Raw genomic sequence first — 18,553 nt, forward strand, 5'->3', positions numbered from 1 at the left:
GGCTTGCCCATGTGCTTCTCGACCGGGTCGGCCAGGTGCGCCTCGCCGGTGAACAGCGCCTCGAGCAGGTCGCGCTCGCTCACCGCGCCGGACACCTCGCCGGCCATGACCGGCGGCTCGGCGTTGACGACCGGCATCTGCGAGACGCCGTACTCGCGCAGGATCTCGATCGCGTCGCGGACGGTCTCGGTGGGGTGCGTGTGCACCAGGGCCGGGATGTCGCCGGACTTGGCGTGCAGCACCTCGCCGACGGTGCGCTGGCCGACCTCCTTGAGGAAGCCGTAGGACGCCATCCAGTCGTCGTTGAAGATCTTGGACATGTAGCCGCGCCCGGAGTCCGGCAGCAGCACGACGACGACGTCGTCGGGGCCGAGGTCCTTCGCCGCGCGCAGGGCCGCGACGACCGCCATGCCGCAGGAGCCGCCGACGAGCAGGCCCTCCTCACGGGCCAGGCGCCGGGTCATGGCGAAGGAGTCGGCGTCGCTGACCGCGATGATCTCGTCGACCACGGAGGGGTCGTAGGCGGTGGGCCAGAAGTCCTCGCCGACGCCCTCGACCAGGTAGGGACGGCCGGTGCCGCCGGAGTAGACCGAGCCCTCGGGGTCGGCGCCGATGACGCGGACCGCGGCGTCGCTGACCTCCTTGAGGTAGCGGCCGGTGCCGCTGATCGTGCCGCCGGTGCCGACGCCGGCCACGAAGTGGGTCACCTTGCCCTCGGTGTCGGCCCAGATCTCGGGGCCGGTGGTGGCGTAGTGGCTGTTGGGGCCCTCGGGGTTGGCGTACTGGTTGGGCTTCCAGCCGCCCTCGGTCTCGCGCACCAGCCGGTCGCTGACCGAGTAGTAGGAGTCGGGGTGCTCCGGGGCGACCGCGGTCGGGCAGACCACGACCTCCGCGCCGTAGGCACGCAGCACGTTGCGCTTGTCCTCGGCGACCTTGTCCGGGCACACGAAGATGCACTTGTAGCCCTTGCGCTGTGCCACCAGCGCCAGGCCGACGCCGGTGTTGCCCGACGTGGGCTCGATGATCGTGCCGCCCGGCTTGAGCTCGCCGGAGGCCTCCGCGGCCTCGACCATGCGCAGCGCGATGCGGTCCTTCACGGACCCGCCGGGGTTCATGTACTCGACCTTGGCCAGCACCGTGGCGGTGATGCCCTCGGTGACGGCGTTCAGCTTGACGAGGGGCGTGTTCCCGACGAGGTCGGCGATGTGTTCGGCGTACTTCACGCCCCCATCGTCTCAGACTCCGGACGCTGCCTCTCCCCGTGGCCGAGGGGCATGTCGCCGGCGCCGATCCCCCTTGCGTACGAGGGCATCCCACGGCACATTCGGCGGATGTCCCTCGTTACCGTGGTGGAGCCGCGAGGGCACCCGGTGACACACGATCGGCACGCGAGGTGAGGCTTGATGGGCAGGGCACGACGGGCACGCAGGATCGCAGCCACCGCCGCCTACGGCGGTGGCGTCGGCGCTGCGGGCATCGGCGCCCTGGGCCTGATCGGCTTCGCGGTGCTCAAGCTCGAGGCCCAGCTCGCCCGCCGCGTCGTCGGCCAGCCCTTCGATGGCTCCCCCGACGACAACGCCGTGTATGGCGCGGGGCTCGGTGAGCCGGTCCAGCTCGTCGTCCTCGGGGACAGCTCCGCCGCCGGGATGGGTGCCGACAGCGCGCACCAGACCGTCGGCGCGATCGTGGCCAACGGCGTGTCCGCCTTCATGGGGCGGCCGGTGCGGCTGACCAACGTCGCCGTCGTCGGGGCCGAGTCCTCCGGGCTGGAGGTGCAGCTGGCCAACGCCCTGGAGGAGGTGCCACACCCCGACATCGCGCTCATCATGATCGGCGCCAACGACGTCACGCACCGGATCGACAAGGCCGTCGCCGTGCGCCACCTCGAGGAGACCGTGCGCTCGCTGCGTGCTGCCGGGGCCGAGGTCGTGGTCGGCACCTGCCCCGACCTGGGCACGATCGAGCCGGTCGCCCAGCCGCTGCGGCTGCTGGCCCGCCGCTGGTCGCGCGACCTGGCCGCGGCCCCGACCGTCGCCGTGGTCGAGGCCGGGGGCCGGACCGTGTCCCTGGGTGACCTGCTCGGACCCGAGTTCGCCGAGCGCCCGCACGAGCTGTTCAGCGCCGACCGCTTCCACCCCTCCCCTGCCGGCTACGCGCGGGCCGCGGCGGCGCTGCTGCCCAGCGTGTGCGCGGCCCTGGGCCTGTGGGGCGCGGCCGACGACCACCGGGTCCCCGACGCCCGGCGCGGCGAGGGCGTCAGCCCGGTCGCCGTGGCCGCGGTGCAGGCCGTGCGCGACCCCGGCACCGAGGTCAGCGCCACCGCCGTCGAGGGGGAGTCCCGCGGGCCGCGCGGCCGCTGGGCCGTGCTGCTGCGCCGGCGCCGCACCCCGGTCACCGACCGGTCCGAGCTGGACGGCGAGGTCTCGGACGCCGGCGCGGACGGCAGCACCGGCACGGGCGCGGTGGACCCGGCCGACGGGACAGCCGCGGCAGTGGCCCCCGCGAGCCAGCCGGACGGCATACCGGCGATGGTGGACGGCGAGGATGAGCCGGGAGACCAAGGCCACACCCCCGAGGGGCCCGGCCCGGCATAGCATCGACGGCGCATCCCGAGTCCGTCAGTGGAGGAACCGTGCCCGAAGCCGTCATCGTCTCGACCGCCCGCAGCCCGATCGGGCGCGCCTTCAAGGGCTCGCTCAAGGACGTCCGCCCCGACGACCTCGCGGCGACCATCGTCCAGGCCGCCCTGGACAAGGTCCCCGGCCTGGACCCGAAGCTCGTCGACGACCTCTACCTCGGTTGCGCCGAGCCGTGGGCCGAGCACGGCTCCAACATGGCCCGCGTCGTGGCGGTGCTCGCCGGCTACGACCACCTGCCCGGGGCGACGGTGAACCGGTTCTGCGCCTCCTCGGTGCAGACCACGCGGATGGCCTTCCACGCGATCAAGGCCGGCGAGGGCGACGTGTTCATCAGCGCCGGCGTGGAGTGCGTCTCGCGTTACGCCGACTTCTCCGGCGCCGGCGGCTCGAAGGCCGAGTGGCAGAACCCGAGGTTCGCCGACGCCCAGGCCCGCAGCCAGCAGATCGCCACGGACAACAGCGTCTGGACCGACCCGCGCGAGCAGGGCCTGCTGCCCGACGTCTACCTGTCCATGGGCCAGACCGCCGAGAACGTCGCCACGTCGCGTGGCATCTCCCGCCAGCGCCAGGACGAGTGGGGCGTCTCCAGCCAGAACCGCGCCGAGAAGGCCATCGCCGACGGGTTCTTCGCCCGCGAGATCACGCCGATCACCACGCCGGACGGCACCGTCGTCTCCACCGACGACGGCCCGCGCGCCGGCGTGACGCTGGAGGGTGTGTCCGGCCTCAACCCGGTCTTCCGCGAGAACGGCACCATCACCGCCGGCAACTGCTGCCCGCTCAACGACGGTGCCGCCGCCGTGGTCGTCATGAGCGACACCAAGGCCAGGGAGCTGGGCCTGACCCCGCTGGCGCGCGTCGTCTCCACCGGCGTCTCGGCGCTGTCGCCGGAGATCATGGGCCTCGGCCCGGTCGAGGCCTCGCGCCAGGCCCTGGCCCGCGCCGGCATGACCATCGCCGACATGGACCTGTACGAGATCAACGAGGCCTTCGCCGCCCAGGTGCTGCCGTCGGCCGACGACCTCGGCATGGACTTCGACAAGCTCAACGTGCACGGCGGCGCGATCGCCCTGGGCCACCCGTTCGGCTCGACCGGCGCCCGGATCACCACCACGCTGCTCAACGGCCTGCAGGCCCGCGACGGCCAGTTCGGCCTCGAGACCATGTGCGTCGGTGGCGGCCAGGGGATGGCGGTCATCTACGAGCGCCTCAGCTGAGGTCGTCGCTCCCCTCGACCGAACGCACCGAATCCGTCGAACCTGCCCCGAAAGAGGCTCGGTTCGGCGGATTTCGTGCGTTCGGTGGGTGATGCGGCGGTCTGCCTCGTGCCGCGTGGACAGGCACGGCAGGATGACCGCCATGGGACTCTTCTCGCGCCGCAGGGCCACCACCGACGCTGGCGCCACCCTCGGTGCGTTCTGGCAGTGGTGGGTGGCCGAGGGCGCCGACGCGGTCGCCGGGGCCATCGCCGACCGGGAACCGGGGCGCATCGTCGAGGCGCTCAGTGCCCGGGTCGACGCGGTGCACGACGGCCTGGCGTGGGAGCTCGGGCCCGGCGGCCAGGAGAGCCAGCACGTGCTCGTGGTGACCGCGGCCGGCGACCCCGCGCTGCGGCCCCTGGCCCGCCGCTGGCGGCTCGCGGCGCCGCCGGCCGACGCGGTGTGGAGCTATGCCGACATGCGCCAGCCCACAGCCGACGCCGGGGCGGTGTCGCTGGAGATCGAGGGACAGCACGTCGACCTGGCCCGGGCCACCGCCGGTGCCCGCGTGGTCGGTGCAGCGGTGGACGTCAGCGTGCACCACCCGGCCTGGGCCGACCTCGAGCCACAGACGCGCACGCAGGCCGCGTTCCTGCTGCTCGACACCGTGCTCGGCGAGGCCGCCGTGGAGACGTGGCTCGGCGAGGTCTCCGCGGCCGAGCTCGAGCCGCTGGACGCGGTCCCGCTGACCGGCCTGCGCTCGGTCGTGTGCTCATTGGAGGAGCAGCACCTCGACGCCGACGGCGAACCCACCTGGGCCGTGCTGGAGGGCACCGGTCCCACCGGGCGGCCCGTTCTCGCCATGACCCAGGTGCCGCTGCGCGCGGCGACGGCCCCGCATCTGGACACGCACGTCGCCGTGGTCGTGCCCTTCACCGACACCACGGAGCAGGGGCTGCCTGGCGCGCAGAGCCTGCCACGGCTGCGCAGCCTCGAGGACCACCTCACCGACCGGGTGGGGCCCAGTGGCCGTCTCGTCGCGCACGAGAGCCACGACGGGGTGCGCGTGCTGCACCTCTACGTCGACGGCACCACCCCGGCCGCCGAACAGGTCCGGGCCGCCGTCTCCGGGTGGGACCAGGGGCGGGTGCAGGTGGCCTCGCAGCTCGACCCGGCGTGGGCCGCCGTCGCCCACCTGCGCGCCTGAGACACCTCCACCGAACGCCCAAAATCCGTCGAATCCGCCCCGGCAGGGGTGCGATTCGACGGATTTCGGGCGTTCGGTGGGTGAGGGTGCGCCAGCCGCGCCGGTATGCCGGTCAGGCCAGCGCGCGGCGCAGGTCGCCCAGCTGCCCGGCGAGGTCCTCCGGCAGGCCCACCTCGCTGGCGTCGTAGACCATGACCGCCAGCTGGTCCATCAGCGTGGCCGGGCCGAGGTCGGGCACCGGCCAGGGGTCCTGACCGGTGCGTTCGGCGACCTCGTCGGCCAGGCGCTGCACCAGCTCGCGGACGGCGCCGGCGTGGCGCTCGGCGCGGTCCAGCGGCAGCTGCTGCCAGCGCTCGACCACCCGGGCGAGCTCGGTGCGGACCTCGACCGGCACCGGGGTGGGTGGCTGCACTAGTTGCGGGCCCGGGTGAACAGGCGCAGCAGCTCGAGGTAGAGCCAGACCAGCGAGACGATCAGGCCGTGCGCCATGAGCCAGGAGCAGCGCTCGGGCAGCCCGGCCGCGACACCGCGGTCGATGGTGTCGAAGTCGATGGCCAGGGAGTAGGCCGCCATGCCGACGCCGACGACGCAGATCAGCAGGCCGAACTGCGAACCGATGAGGCCCCAGCCGCCGGTGGCGAAGGCGAACACGAGGTTGACCAGGCCAAAGAGCAGGTAGCCGATGACCGCCATGCCGAAGATGCGGCGCGAACGGTCGGTCACCTTGATGAAGCCGACCTTCCAGGCGATGAACATGCCGGCGAACGTCGCCATGGTCGCCAGCACGGCCTGGCCGACGACGCCGTGGGCGTAGGACTCGAAGACCCGGCTGATCGCGCCGACGAAGCCACCCTCGAGCACCGCGTAGGTGAGGATCAGCGGGACGCTGACCTTCTGCCGGAAGGCGATGACGAAGCCGACCACGAGTCCGCCGAGCATGCCGGCCAGCCAGATCGGCAGCGCCAGGGCGGGGCTCGTGTCGGTGACGACCCACGAGGCCGCCGCGACGGCGACGACGATGCCGAACAGCAGCAGCGTCTTCATCACCACGTCGTCGAGGGTCATCCGACGGGCCTGCGCCGCGGTGGCGGGCTGCGCGTCATACATCTGCTGCAGCTGCGCGGCGCTGAGGTCGGCCGCGGCGGGCTGCTGCGGGGTGGACCACTGCGCCCGGGGCTCCTGGCCGAAGCCGGCATAGGCGCCGCGGCGGACCTGCTTGTCGATCCGGTTGAACACCGGGTTGCTCATCGTGTGCCTCCAGCACGTCATGCCGCCGTGGCGGCGGCCCGTCACTGAGAAGATGTCCGAGGGGGCCAGGAAGTTCCCCGATGCGTGCCCCCGACGGGATTCGAACCCGCACTTGCGCGATTTTAAGTCGCTCGCCTCTGCCGTTGGGCTACGGGGACAGGCGTCAGGCTACAGATAGGTGCGGCGCGGGTGGATCGCGTGGGCGCCTGCCACGCGGTCGAGGAACAGCAGGCCCTGGGTGTGGTCGACCTCGTGCTGCAGGGCCACCGCCTCGAAGGCGTCCGTGGTGACCTCGACCCACTCCCCCGTGACCGGCAGCTGGCCACGTACGACCAGGCGACGGGCGCGGGCTACGTCTCCGGTGAAGTCCGGCACGGACATGCAGCCCTCACGGCCGCGCTCCCTGCGCGTGGCGCTGACGACCTCGGCGTTGCACAGCACGAACGCGCCGTGGCACGTGCGGGTCTTGGGGTGACCGGTCACGTCGACGCTGAACATGCGGACGGCGAGGCCGACCTGCTGCGCCGCGAGTCCGACACAGCCGGGCGAGACCCGTTGCGTGGCAAGCAGATCGGCGGCCAGCTGGACGGACTCCGGGCCGGTTGGGTCGACGTCGGCCCCGGGAGTGCCCAGGACGGCGTCGGGGGCCTGCCGGACCGGGAGCACCCGCCCCACGGGCAGGGGAGGCATGCTGAACCCCGGTGGCGCGCCGGCGTCGTGCCCGGGCTGCGAGCTCACAAGAGGTCGTCCTCGACGGGCGAGAGGTGCACGTCGACGCCGATCTCGTCGGCGACGATGCGCAGGTCGCGCTCTAGCGCCTCCGCGGCCGCGACGTCGGGCAGCTCCAGCTCGGCCATGAGCACGTAGAGGTCGCCGCCGAGGCGGGTGCCGAGGTCGACGATGTTGCCGCCGTGCTCGGCCACCACCCTGGTGATGGTCGCGACGATGCCGGGACGGTCGGCGCCGTGGACGTGCAGGGCGTACGACGGCCCGGAGGGGGCGCTCGGGGTGGTGTCGGCGAGGACGCGGGCGTTGATGACCAGGGAGCCGTCGGCGGTGAGGTGCCGCAGCGCGGACTCCACCGCGTCGACGCCTGCGCCGGTGCGCACGAGCAGGACCATGGCGAAGTGGCCGCGCAGCAGCGTCATGGTCGAGTCCTCGAGGTTGCCGTGCAGGTCCGCGAGGGCGCCGGTGACGTCGGCGACGATGCCGGGGCGGTCCTGGCCGAGGACCGTCACCGCGATGACCTGGCCGGGGACGCTCACTGGCCACCGCCCGCGGCCTGGTGGAACTCCTCGCGGGGCGCGGCCATCTCGCCGAGGCTGACGATCTCTCGCTTGAAGAACAGCGCCAACGTCCAGTCGACGATGACCCGGATCTTGCGGTTGAGCGTGGGGACCCGGGACACGTGGTAAGTCCGGTGCATGAACCAGGCCGGCCAGCCGCGCAGCTTGACGCCGTAGACCTGGGCCACGCCCTTGTGCAGGCCGAGGCTCGCCACGGAGCCGACGTGCTTGTGGCGGTAAGGCTCGATCTCCTTGCCCCGCAACGACTTCACGATGTTGTCGGCGAGGTGGGTCGCCTGCCGCACGGCATGCTGGGCACTGGGCGAGCAGAAGGAACCGGGGTTGGTGATGTCCGGCACCGCGGCGTTGTCACCGGCGCCCCACGCGTCGGCCAGGCCGTGCACGCGCAGGTCGGCGTCACACACCAGGCGGCCCTTGTCGTCCAGCGGCAGGTCGGTGTTGGCCAGCACCGGGCTGGCCTTGACGCCGGCGGTCCAGACCACGGTGTCGGAGTCGAACCGCTGCCCGTCGGAGAGCACGACGTGGCCGTCGACGCACGACTCCAGCCGGGTCTCCAGCAGCACGTCGAGGCCTCGCTGGCGCAGCTCGTCGAGGGTGTAGCGGCCCATGTCCTCGCCGACCTCGGGCAGGATCCGGCCGGTCGCCTCGACGAGGACGAAACGCAGCTCGTCGGGATGGACCTGGGGGTAGTAGCGCAGGGCGTAGCGGGCCATGTCCTCCAGCTCGGCGATCGCCTCGACGCCGGCGTAGCCACCACCGACGAAGGTGAAGGTCAGGGCCCGGCTGCGCCGCTCGGCGTCCTGGGTGGAGGCGGCCAGGTCGAGGCAGCGCAGCACGTGGTTGCGCAGCCAGATGGCCTCCTCGACCGTCTTGAACCCGATGCCCTGCTCGGCCAGGCCGGGGATGGGCAGCGTGCGGGCCTTGGAGCCGAGCGCGACGACGACCTCGTCGTAGGGCACCTCGTAGGACGGGCCCTCCAGCGGCTCGACGGTGACCACCTTGCGGGCGTGGTCGACCTTGGTCACGTGCGCGTTGATGATCTCGGCGCCCTTGAGCACCCGGCGCAGTGGGACGACCACGTGCCGTGGGCTGAGGCTGCCGGCACTCGCCTCCGGCAGGAACGGCTGGTAGGTCATGTAGGAGCGCGGGTCGATGACCGTGACGGTCGCCTCTCCGGCGCGCAGCTTCCGCAGCAACCCCAGGCTCGTGTAGAGCCCGACGTAGCCGCCTCCGAGGACCACGATGCGTTTGCTCACCGCTCGACGGTACTACTCGTGAAAGTTTTCACAAAGTCCCTCCCAGTCCGCGGACAGCCCCTTGACCCCGGTATGCCGGGTCGCGCGAACCCAGCCCGGCTCCCCTCACAGGCGGCTCAGGACAGCGTCGAGCATGGCCTCGGTGAGCTTGCCGGTGAAGGTGTTCTGCTGGCTGACGTGGTAGCTGCCGAGCAGGCGAATCGCCTTGCCGTGGCTGGAGACCAGCGTGGTCTCGGCCCCGTGGCCGAAGCGCGGCGCGGGTCGAGGCACGGCCCAGCCGAGCCGGCGGGCGGACTGCAGCGTGGCCGTCCAGGCGATGGCCCCGAGGGCCAGGACCGAGCGCAGCGTCGGCTCGGCGAGAGCAAGGTCACGGTCCAGCCAGGCCCCGCAGGTGTCCCGCTCCAGGGGCGACGGCCGGTTCGCCGGCGGGGCGCACCGCACCGCGGCGACGATGCGTGCCCCGCTCAGGCGTTGCCCGTCGCCGCTGGCCACGCTGTGCGGCTCGGCGGCGAACCCGGCGCGGTGCAGCGCGGCGTAGATCCAGTCGCCGCTGCGGTCGCCGGTGAACATCCGCCCGGTGCGGTTGGTGCCGTTGGCCGCCGGCGCGAGGCCGACGACCAGGACCTGCGGATGGGGGTCCCCGAACCCGGGGCCGGGCCGCCCCCAGTAGGGCTGGTCGGCGAAGGAGGCGCGCTTGCCCCCGGTGGCGACCTCCTCCCGCCAGCGTACGAGGCGTGGACAGGCCCGACACACGCTGACCCTGGCGTCGAGCTCCTCGACATCGGGGGCCGTCCGGGCCAGGCGCGCGGCCGCCGCCCGCGTCCGGGCCACCGGGGTGTCCTCCGCCGCCGGATCGCCCGGCCAGCCGGTCCCGGGCGGCACGGGCGAGGGGAACAGCCGACCCGTCACCGGGTGGGGCAGCAGCTCCTGCCGGTCGTGCCCCGGACCGCCGGGCTCCCCCATCGCCAGCCTCCCCCAGCCCCGGTCAGCCCGCGATGCCGAGAGCGATGCCGTCGAGGATGTCGTGCTCGCTGGTGACCACCTCGGTCACGCCCGCCTCGCGCCGGACCCGCTCGACGACGAGGCGCCAGATGAGCGCCCCAGCCCCGATGACGTCGACCCGGCCGGGGTGCATGAACGGCAGCGCCGCGCGCTCGGCGTGCGACATGGCCAGCAGGTCCTCGGCCGCCGCAGCCACCGTGTCGACCGGGAGCGAGGCGAGGTGGATGCGCGCCGGCTCGTAGGCCTGCAGCCGCAGGGCGTGGGCCGTCAGGGTGGTCACGCTGCCGGCCAGGCCCACCAGGGCCTTGACCCCGGCGAGGTCCACGACGGCGGCGGCCTCGTCGATGGCGGCCTCGATGTCGCGCGTCGCCGCGGCGACCTCGGCGGCCGTGGGGGGGTCGGAGTGCAGGTGGCGCTCGGTCATCCGCACGCAGCCGATGTCGACCGAGCGCGCCTGCTCGACGTCGTCGGTGCCACGGACCAGCTCGGTGGACCCGCCCCCGAGGTCGACCACGAGGTAGGGGCCGGGCACGCCGCGCCCGCGCAGCTCCCCTGTCGCGCCACGGAAGGACAGCGAGGCCTCCTCGTGCCCGCTGACGACCTCGGGCGCGATACCGAAGGAGGCGAAGGCCTCACGCACCCCGGCGACGAACTCGGCGGCGTTGCGCGCGTCGCGCGAGGCGGAGGTGGCCACGAAGCGGACCCGCTCGACGCCGTGCTCCTCGCACTGCGCGGCGTAGTCGCGGCAGGCGGCGAGGGTGCGCTCCATCGCCTCCGGGGCGATGACGCCGGTGCGGTCGACGCCGTAGCCGAGCCGGACGACCTCCATCCGGCGGACCACGTCGGTCAAGGTGCCAGCCACCGGGTCGACGTCGGCGATCAGCAGCCGGATCGAGTTGGTGCCACAGTCGACCGCCCCGACGCGGGTCACTCCGCGGCCCCGCGCTCTACGCAGGGGCCGCCCGCCCACCAGTCGTCGAGGGCGTCCAGGGCCTCGTCCCCGAGCGGGTTGACGCCCCGACCCACGGCCAGGGAGTGCGCCACCAGCACGTGCAGGCACTTGACGCGGGTCGGCATGCCGCCGGCGGTGATGCCCTCGATCTCGGGCACGTCGCCCAGCTCGGCCCGGCGGCGCAGGTAGTCCTCGTGGGCCGCGACGTAGGCGGCGGCCAGCTCGGGGTCCTCCGCCAGTCGCGCGGTCATGTCCTTCATCAGCCCGCTGGTCTCCAGGGTGCTGATGGCGCCGGTCAGGCGGGGGCAGGTGGCGTAGTAGGTCGTCGGGAACGGCGTGCCGTCAGGCAGCCGGGGCTCGGTGCGCAGCACGTCAGGGTTGCCGCACGGGCAGCGGTGCGCGACCTCGGCGACACCACGGGGTGGACGGCCGAGCTGCTGCTCCACGGCGGCGAGGTCGGCGGCGTCAACGGTGCTCATGGGGTGCTGTGTCCTGGGGTGGGGAGCGGTGCCGGCGTCGGGGCGCCCGGCGTGGGCTGGGGCGGGGTGTCGGCGATGACCATCGACTCCCACAGCTGGCCGTACCACGGGTGGTTGCGGCCGGACGCGGCCGGCACGGAGGCGACCTGCGGGTCCTTGCGCTGCGGCGAGGCCGGGCTGGCGTCGAGCACGGTGAAGGAGCGCTCGCCGACCTTGACCATCTTGAGCCGCTGGCGCGCCTGCTCCTGGACGTAGGTCGGGTCGTCCCACTGCTGCTTCTGCACGCGCAGGGCATCGACGGCCTTGCCCTGCTGGGCGACCTTGTGCCGCATCGCCTCGATCTCGCCCTGCTGGCGCAGGTAGGAGCGCAGGGTCGGGACCAGGAGGACCGCGAGCATGACGAAGATCGAGGCGAGGATGGCCATCCGGCGCAGCGAGCGGGGCGTGTGCTGGTCGCCACGCGGGCGGCGGATGCGGGCCGACGTCGCGGGACGGCTGGCGGACTTGCGGGGGGTGGAGGGACGACTCGTGGCCGCCGCACCGGACCGTGACGAGCCGGTGCGCCGAGGACTCCTCGACGCACTGCCCGGTCGGTTGGCGGCCACGAGCGGTGTCCCTGCCCGGGCTAGGCCCGGTCGCCCTTGAAGCGCGGGAAGGCGCCGGCGCCGGCGTAGCGCGCGGCCTCGTCGAGCTCCTCCTCGATGCGCAGGAGCTGGTTGTACTTCGCGACCCGCTCGGAGCGGGCCGGGGCACCGGTCTTGATCTGGCCGCAGTTGGTGGCGACGGCCAGGTCGGCGATGGTGGTGTCCTCGGTCTCGCCGGAGCGGTGGCTCATCATCGCGCGGTAGCCGTTGCGCTGGGCCAGGTCGACCGCGTCGAGGGTCTCGGTCAGCGAGCCGATCTGGTTGACCTTGACCAGCAGGGCGTTGGCGGTGGCGTTGTCGATGCCGCGCTGCAGCCGCTCGGGGTTGGTGACGAACAGGTCGTCGCCGACGATCTGGACCTTGTCGCCGAGCACCGCGGTGATGGTCGCCCAGCCCTCCCAGTCGTCCTCGTCCAGCGGGTCCTCGATGGACACCAGCGGGTAGGCCTCGACGAGCTCGGCGTAGTAGGCAGTCATCTCGGCGGCGGTGCGCTGCTGACCCTCGAAGGTGTAGACGCCGTCCTCGCAGAACTCCGAGGCCGCGACGTCGAGCGCCAGGGCGATGTCGGTGCCGAGGGTGTAGCCGGCCTTGGCGACCGCCTCGCTGATGATGTCCAGCGCTGCCCGGTTGCTCTCGAGGTTCGGCGCGAAGCCGCCCTCGTCGCCCAGGCCGGTGGACAGGCCGCGCTCCTTCAGGACCGCCTTGAGAGCGTGGTAGACCTCGGTGCCCCAGCGCAGCGCCTCGCGGAAGGAGCCGGCGCCGATCGGGGCGATCATGAACTCCTGGATGTCCACGTTGGAGTCGGCGTGCGACCCGCCGTTGAGGATGTTCATCATCGGTACGGGCAGCACGTGGGCGTTGGGACCGCCGACGTAGCGGAACAGGGGCAGGCCGGCGGAGTCGGCCGCGGCGCGGGCCACGGCGAGGGAGACGCCGAGGATGGCGTTGGCGCCGAGGGTGCCCTTGTTGGCGGTGCCGTCCATCGCGAGCATCTCGGCGTCGACGAGACGCTGCTCGCTCGCCTCGAAGCCCAGCAGGCGCGGGCCGATCTCGTCCAGGACGGCGTCGACCGCCTGCTCGACGCCCTTGCCGCCGTATCGGTTCTTGTCACCGTCGCGGCGCTCGACCGCCTCGAACGCGCCGGTCGACGCTCCGGACGGGACCGCCGCGCGGGCGATCGTGCCGTCGTCGAGGGCGACCTCGACCTCGACGGTGGGGTTGCCGCGCGAGTCAAGGATCTCGCGCGCGCCTACTGCCTCGATGCTGGCCACAAACATCTCCATCGGTGGGCCGGACGGATACGACAGGAGCCTAACGGCTGGGCCTGCCCCCACCGGTGACCGACCCGCACCGGGGAAGCGCGGGCTCAGGCCCCGTCGGCCCTGACCTGCGCCTCGACCTCGCGCAACGTCGCCCGCAGCGCCGCCTCGGCGTCGACGCCTGCGGCCCTCGCCCGGGCCCCCAGGGCGAGCAGCTGGGCGCCCACGTCCTCGCCTGCGGTGGCCTCCGCCGCGACCTGCCCGGCCCCGGCCCGCTCCAGCCGGGAGAGCACCTTGTCGGCCCGCGCCAGCGCGGGCAGGCCAGCCGGTATGCCGTCCAGCGGCGAGTCGCGGTGGGGCTTCTCCTGCGCCTTGATGGCCTCCCAGTTCGCGGTCACGTCCTCGGCGGTCTCGGCCTCGACGTCGGAGAACACGTGCGGGTTGCGCCGGACGAGCTTGTCGACGAGGGCTGCGGCCACGTCGTCGACGTCGAACGGCGCCGCCGGGTCCTCGGCGGCGACCCGGGCGTGGAAGGCGACCTGGAAGAGCAGGTCGCCGAGCTCCTCGAGCATGTGGGCCCGGTCGCCGGACTCGATCGCCTCGACGACCTCGTAGGCCTCCTCGATGAGGTAGGGCAGCAAGGACTCGTGGGTCTGCTCGGCGTACCACGGGCAGACGCCCGGGGTGCGCAGCCGGTCCATCACCGCGACGAGGTCGAGCAGCCGGGCACCCGGCACGTCCCACGACCCGACCAGCACCTCGACCTCGGGCGGATCGGATCGCCGGCTGACCTCTGCGGCCAAGGCGTCGGTCAGGCCCGGGTCGCCGTCGGCGGAGCCCAGCCATACCACCTCGCCCTGCTCCGCGCGGTCGGCGAGGAGGCGGGCCAGGGAGGCGGGCGGCTCGGCACCCACGTGCGCGACCGGCATACCGGACTCGGCGACCGCGACGGCCTGGGCCTCGTCCTCGTCGCGGGCGAGGACGGCCGCGGCGGACGCGAGCACGTCCCACGCGTCGCGGGTGAGCAGTCCCGGCGCGACGCGCGGGCTGCTGAGCAGGAGGGTCAGGCGGTGCGCCACGCGGGCCTGCGGACTACTGGCCGGAGGGGACCGACGGGGCGGTGGTGGCGTTGGCCTGCGGGACCTTCTTGATCCAGTTCGGCTCGCTGGTGTCCAGGCGCAGGGTCTTGGGGTCGAGCTTGCCGTAGCGCGGGTTGACCGTGATCCTGGCCTTCTGCACCTCGGCGAGCACGCCCTGAACCTGCTCCTGGGTCAGCCCCTGCAGCGCGATGAACGTGCGGGCGAACTCGAGTGTGGCCGGCGAGGGGTTGGCCAGCTTGGTCAGCGCCGCCTTGGCCTGGGACTCGGAGACCCCGTGACCGCCCTTGGCCGCCGCGTCGAGGACGTAGGGCGAGACGATGAGGAAGACCAGCGTGTCGGAGGCGGTGAACGGCTGCTGCAGCCCCTCGACCCCCTTGTTGGTCTCCTGGGCCGCGGTCTGCACGTCCTGGTCGCTGATGACCCGGTTGCCGACGATGGCGGCGGCACCGGCCTCCTGCGGGCCGCAGCCGGACAGGGCCAGGGCGGCACCGAGCACCAGGGCGACCGGCGCGGCGGCGCGGGCCGTCGGGAGAACCTTCACGGACGTTCCTTTCGTCGTGCCGCCGGGTGCCGGCGCGCGCGGGTCGAGCACATCATGGCCGTCAGCTCGAGGCCACGCGCGCGGCGCTGGCCACGCTGTCGAGCAGGACCGCGTGGATCAGGTCGCTGGCCCACCGCAGGACTGCGGTGTCGCGCAGCGGCTTGCCACCCACCCTCGCGGTCATGGGCTTGGGCACGAGAATCGTACGGACCTGGTCCTTGACCAGCGACCCCGGGTAGAGCCGCTGCAGCCGCAGCTGCTGGCTCTCGGGCAGCTCGAGCGGCCCGAACCGCACGAAGTTGCCCTGGACGCTGATGTCGGCGACCCCCGCCTGGCGGGCCACCGTGCGCAGCCGGGCGACCTCGAGAAGGTTCTGCACCGGCTCCGGCGGGGCGCCGTAGCGGTCGCGCAGCTCGGCCTCGATCTCGGCCAGCCCGGCCTCGTCCTCGACGACGGCGAGCTTCTTGTAGGCCTCCAGGCGCAGCCGCTCCCCCGGCACGTAGTCGTGCGGGAGGTGCGCGTCGACCGGCAGCTCGATCTTGATCTCGGTTACGCGGTCCTCGCCGCCATCACCTCGATAGTCCGCCACCGCCTCGCCGACCAGCCGCACGTAGAGGTCGAACCCGACGCCGGCGATGTGGCCGGACTGCTCGCCGCCGAGCAGGTTGCCGGCGCCGCGGATCTCGAGGTCCTTCATGGCCACCTGCATGCCGGCCCCGAGGTCGGTGTGGCTGGCGATGGTCTGGAGGCGGTCGTGGGCCGTCTCCGTCAGCGGCTTCTCCGGCGGGTAGAGGAAGTAGGAGTAGGCCCGCTCACGGCCACGCCCCACCCGGCCGCGGAGCTGGTGCAGCTGGGACAGGCCGAGCATGTCGGCGCGCTCGACGATGAGGGTGTTGGCGTTGGAGATGTCCAGGCCGGTCTCGACGATCGTGGTGCAGACCAGCACGTCGAACTTCTTCTCCCAGAAGTCGAGGACGACCTGCTCGAGGCGGTGCTCGCCCATCTGGCCGTGCGCTGTGGCGATGCGGGCCTCGGGCACCAGCTCGCGGAGCCGGGCCGCGGCCTTCTCGATCGAGCTGACCTTGTTGTGGACCATGAAGACCTGGCCCTCGCGCAGCAGCTCGCGCCGGATCGCGGCCACGATCTGCTTCTCGTCGTAGGCGCCGACGAAGGTCAGGACCGGGTGGCGCTCCTCGGGCGGGGTGGCCAGGGTCGACATCTCGCGGATGCCGGTGACCGCCATCTCGAGCGTGCGAGGGATCGGGGTGGCCGACATCGCGAGGACGTCGACCGCGGTGCGCATCTGCTTGAGCTGCTCCTTGTGCTCGACACCGAAGCGCTGCTCCTCGTCGACGACGACCAGGCCGAGGTCCTTGAACCGCACCTCCTTGGAGAGCAGCCGGTGGGTGCCGATGACCAGGTCGACGCTGCCGTCGGCCAGGCCGTCGAGCACCCGCCTGGCCTCGGCGTCGGTCTGGAACCGGGACAGCGCCTTGACCACCACGGGGAACTGGGCGTAGCGCTCGGAGAAGGTCTGGAAGTGCTGCTGCACCAGCAGCGTCGTGGGCACGAGGACGGCGACCTGCTTGCCGTCCTGGATCGCCTTGAACGCCGCCCGCACCGCGATCTCGGTCTTGCCGTAACCGACGTCGCCGCAGATGAGGCGGTCCATCGGCACCGAGCGCTCCATGTCGACCTTGACCTCGTCGATGCTGCTCAGCTGGTCGGGGGTCTCGACATAGGCGAAGGCGTCCTCGAGCTCACGCTGCCACGGGGTGTCGGGCCCGAAGGCGTGGCCCTGGGTGGCCATGCGGGCGCTGTAGAGGCGGATCAGCTCGCCGGCGATCTGCTTGACGTGCTTCTTGGCCCGGCTCTTGGTCTTGGCCCAGTCGGCGCCGCCGAGCTTGTTCAGCGTCGGGGCCTCGCCACCGACGTAGCGGGTGACCTGGTCGAGCTGGTCGGTCGGCACGGACAGCCGGTCGGCCGGCTGGCCGCGGCGGCTGGCGGCGTACTCGATGACGAGGTACTCGCGGGTCGCCCCGCCGACGGTGCGCTGCATCATCTCCACGAACCGGCCCACGCCGTGCTGCTCGTGCACGACGAAGTCGCCGGGGCGCAGCTGGAGCGGGTCGACCATGTTGCGCCGGCGCGAGGGCATGCGGCGCATGTCCTTGGTGGTGTTGCCCTGACCCGGCTGGCCGGTCAGGTCGGCCTCGGTGACGACGGCCAGCCGCGCCCCGGGCAGCACGAAGCCGCGGCCGAGGGCGCCGGTCGTCACGTGGACGAGCCCCGGGGACAGGTCGTCGGCGCCCTCCTCCAGCCGGCCGGGCACGTCGTGCTCGGCGAGGACCTCCGTGACGCGCCGGGCCAGGCCGTGCCCCTCGGTGACGACCAGGGTGTGCCAGCCCTCGGCGGCCCAGCGACGCAGGTCGCCCACCGCCGCCTCGGTGTCGCCGCGGTAGGCCTCGACGTCGCTCGAGTCGATGGTGACGCGTTCGCCGGGCAGCTCGTCGTCGGCGAACTCGGCCAGCTCCGCGTCGGAGGCGAAGGAGGTGAGCGACCACCACGGGCGACCTGTGGCGAGGGCGTGCTCGCGCACCTGCGCCAGGGACCAGTAGGACGCGGTGCCGAGGACCCCCTGCAGGTCGACGGGCACGGCGTTGCCGGCGGCGGCGTTGGCCCAGCTGGCCTCGAGGAACTCGGCGCTGGTCGCCACCAGGTCGTGCGCCCGGGTGCGCACCCGCTCGGGGTCGACCAGCACGACCTGGGTGCCCGGGCGCAGGACGTCCAGCAGCGACTCCATGCCGTCGACCAGGGCCGGGGCGAGGGACTCCATGCCCTCCACGGCGATGCCCTCGGCCAGCTTGCCGAGCAGGTCGGCGACACCGGGCAGCTGCTCGGCCAGGGCGGCGGCGCGCTTGCGGACCGACTCGGTCAGCAGCACCTCACGGCACGGCGGCGCCCACAGGCCGTGCTCGGCGATCTCGAGGCTGCGCTGGTCGGCGACCTTGAACCAGCGGATCTCCTCGACGGTGTCACCCCAGAACTCCACGCGCACCGGGTGCTCCTCGGTAGGTGGGAACACGTCGAGGATGCCGCCGCGGACGGCGAACTCCCCGCGCCGCTCGACCAGGTCGGTGCGGGTGTAGGCGGCCGCCGCGAGCGCCTCGACGACCTCCTCCAGCGGGGCCTCCTGCCCCGCGGTCAGGGCGACCGGGACCAGCTCGGCGAGGCCGGTCACCAGGGGCTGCAGCAGCGCGCGCACCGGGGCGACGACCACGTCGAGCACGCCGTATGCCGGGTCGGCCGGGTCCGGGTGCGCCAGCCGCCGCAGGACGGCCAGGCGGCGCCCGACGGTGTCGCTGCGGGGCGAGAGCCGCTCGTGCGGCAGCGTCTCCCAGGACGGGAACTCGGCGACCCGGTCCGCGGGCAGGAAGCAGCGCAGGGCGGAGGCGAGGTCCTCGGCCTCGCGGCCGGTGGCGGTCACCGCGAGGACCGGGTGGGCCGACCCCCCGCCGGCGCCGGCGAGGGCGGCGAGCAGCGGCGGGCGGGCACCGGCTGCCACCGCCACGTCGACGACCCGCTCGCCGCTGTCGGCCGCGGCAAGGGCGGCCCGGACGGGCGCGTCAGTGGTGAGGACGTCGAGCAGGCTGGTGAGGCTCATGGCTCCTGCAGGGGTGCGGTGGACAGCACGAAAGCCCCACTTCCGGTGGAAGCGGG

At 73.1% G+C, this 18,553-nt stretch carries 17 protein-coding genes and 1 tRNA gene; 3 read left to right on the plus strand and 15 right to left on the minus strand.

The genetic code is table 11. From position 1 onward, the window contains the following. The coding region (locus ACXVGS_RS04985) for a cystathionine beta-synthase (RefSeq protein WP_458536694.1) at positions 1–1,223 on the minus strand (1,223 nt) is incomplete at its 3' end. 180 nt (positions 1,224–1,403) lie between these two features. On the opposite strand from ACXVGS_RS04985, the gene ACXVGS_RS04990 reads away from it, so the two are divergent. The 3 genes from ACXVGS_RS04990 (at position 1,404) to ACXVGS_RS05000 (ending at position 5,045) form a co-directional block, all read left to right on the plus strand. Next, complete coding sequence (locus ACXVGS_RS04990) at positions 1,404–2,594, plus strand: SGNH/GDSL hydrolase family protein (protein WP_458536695.1); 1,191 nt, start codon at positions 1,404–1,406, stop codon at positions 2,592–2,594. A gap of 38 nt (positions 2,595–2,632) precedes the next feature. Then, entirely contained in the window at positions 2,633–3,856 is a 1,224-nt protein-coding gene (locus ACXVGS_RS04995; protein WP_458531547.1) for an acetyl-CoA C-acetyltransferase, read from the plus strand. Positions 3,857–3,998: 142 nt separating this feature from the next. Continuing rightward, the gene (locus ACXVGS_RS05000) at positions 3,999–5,045 is read left to right on the plus strand and encodes a DUF695 domain-containing protein (protein WP_458536696.1); all 1,047 of its coding nucleotides are present in this window, start codon (positions 3,999–4,001) and stop codon (positions 5,043–5,045) included. A gap of 112 nt (positions 5,046–5,157) precedes the next feature. On the opposite strand, the gene ACXVGS_RS05005 is transcribed toward ACXVGS_RS05000, so the two are convergent. The 14 genes from ACXVGS_RS05005 to mfd all read right to left on the minus strand — a co-directional run bounded on the left by ACXVGS_RS05005 (position 5,158) and on the right by mfd (position 18,497). Next, positions 5,158–5,439, minus strand: coding sequence for a hypothetical protein (locus ACXVGS_RS05005; RefSeq protein WP_458527989.1), 282 nt, complete (start codon positions 5,437–5,439; stop codon positions 5,158–5,160). Between the two features lie 17 nt (positions 5,440–5,456). Then, positions 5,457–6,293: a Bax inhibitor-1/YccA family protein gene (locus ACXVGS_RS05010; RefSeq protein ID WP_458527988.1), complete on the minus strand. Its 837-nt coding sequence runs from the start codon at positions 6,291–6,293 to the stop codon at positions 5,457–5,459. Between the two features lie 85 nt (positions 6,294–6,378). Beyond that, positions 6,379–6,451: transfer RNA gene (locus tag ACXVGS_RS05015), tRNA-Leu, on the minus strand. Positions 6,452–6,461: 10 nt separating this feature from the next. After that, on the minus strand, positions 6,462–7,031 hold the full coding sequence (locus ACXVGS_RS05020; RefSeq protein WP_458527987.1) for a peptide deformylase: 570 nt from the start codon (positions 7,029–7,031) through the stop codon (positions 6,462–6,464). Further along, the gene (locus ACXVGS_RS05025) at positions 7,028–7,558 is read right to left on the minus strand and encodes a glycine cleavage system protein R (RefSeq protein WP_458527986.1); all 531 of its coding nucleotides are present in this window, start codon (positions 7,556–7,558) and stop codon (positions 7,028–7,030) included. Before ACXVGS_RS05025 ends, ACXVGS_RS05020 begins: the two co-directional genes overlap by 4 nt. Beyond that, on the minus strand, positions 7,555–8,856 hold the full coding sequence (locus ACXVGS_RS05030) for an NAD(P)/FAD-dependent oxidoreductase (RefSeq protein ID WP_458527985.1): 1,302 nt from the start codon (positions 8,854–8,856) through the stop codon (positions 7,555–7,557). The genes ACXVGS_RS05025 and ACXVGS_RS05030 overlap by 4 nt, the downstream gene beginning before the upstream one ends. 105 nt (positions 8,857–8,961) lie before the next feature. Then, complete coding sequence (locus tag ACXVGS_RS05035; protein WP_458527984.1) at positions 8,962–9,819, minus strand: uracil-DNA glycosylase; 858 nt, start codon at positions 9,817–9,819, stop codon at positions 8,962–8,964. Positions 9,820–9,841: 22 nt separating this feature from the next. Continuing rightward, on the minus strand, positions 9,842–10,789 hold the full coding sequence (locus ACXVGS_RS05040) for a Ppx/GppA phosphatase family protein (RefSeq protein WP_458527983.1): 948 nt from the start codon (positions 10,787–10,789) through the stop codon (positions 9,842–9,844). Continuing rightward, positions 10,786–11,289: a DUF501 domain-containing protein gene (locus tag ACXVGS_RS05045; protein WP_458536697.1), complete on the minus strand. Its 504-nt coding sequence runs from the start codon at positions 11,287–11,289 to the stop codon at positions 10,786–10,788. The genes ACXVGS_RS05040 and ACXVGS_RS05045 overlap by 4 nt, the downstream gene beginning before the upstream one ends. Beyond that, on the minus strand, positions 11,286–11,894 hold the full coding sequence (locus ACXVGS_RS05050; protein WP_458536698.1) for an FtsB family cell division protein: 609 nt from the start codon (positions 11,892–11,894) through the stop codon (positions 11,286–11,288). Before ACXVGS_RS05050 ends, ACXVGS_RS05045 begins: the two co-directional genes overlap by 4 nt. Before the next feature lie 20 nt (positions 11,895–11,914). Beyond that, complete coding sequence (gene eno / locus ACXVGS_RS05055; protein ID WP_141787145.1) at positions 11,915–13,204, minus strand: phosphopyruvate hydratase; 1,290 nt, start codon at positions 13,202–13,204, stop codon at positions 11,915–11,917. A gap of 95 nt (positions 13,205–13,299) precedes the next feature. Continuing rightward, positions 13,300–14,271, minus strand: coding sequence for a MazG family protein (locus ACXVGS_RS05060; RefSeq protein ID WP_458536699.1), 972 nt, complete (start codon positions 14,269–14,271; stop codon positions 13,300–13,302). Between the two features lie 13 nt (positions 14,272–14,284). Next, on the minus strand, positions 14,285–14,833 hold the full coding sequence (locus tag ACXVGS_RS05065; protein ID WP_458527978.1) for a hypothetical protein: 549 nt from the start codon (positions 14,831–14,833) through the stop codon (positions 14,285–14,287). A 61-nt stretch (positions 14,834–14,894) separates the two neighbouring features. Next, positions 14,895–18,497: a transcription-repair coupling factor gene (gene mfd / locus ACXVGS_RS05070; protein WP_458536700.1), complete on the minus strand. Its 3,603-nt coding sequence runs from the start codon at positions 18,495–18,497 to the stop codon at positions 14,895–14,897. Positions 18,498–18,553 lie beyond the last annotated feature (56 nt).

The sequence above is a fragment of the Oryzihumus sp. genome (assembly GCF_054325275.1).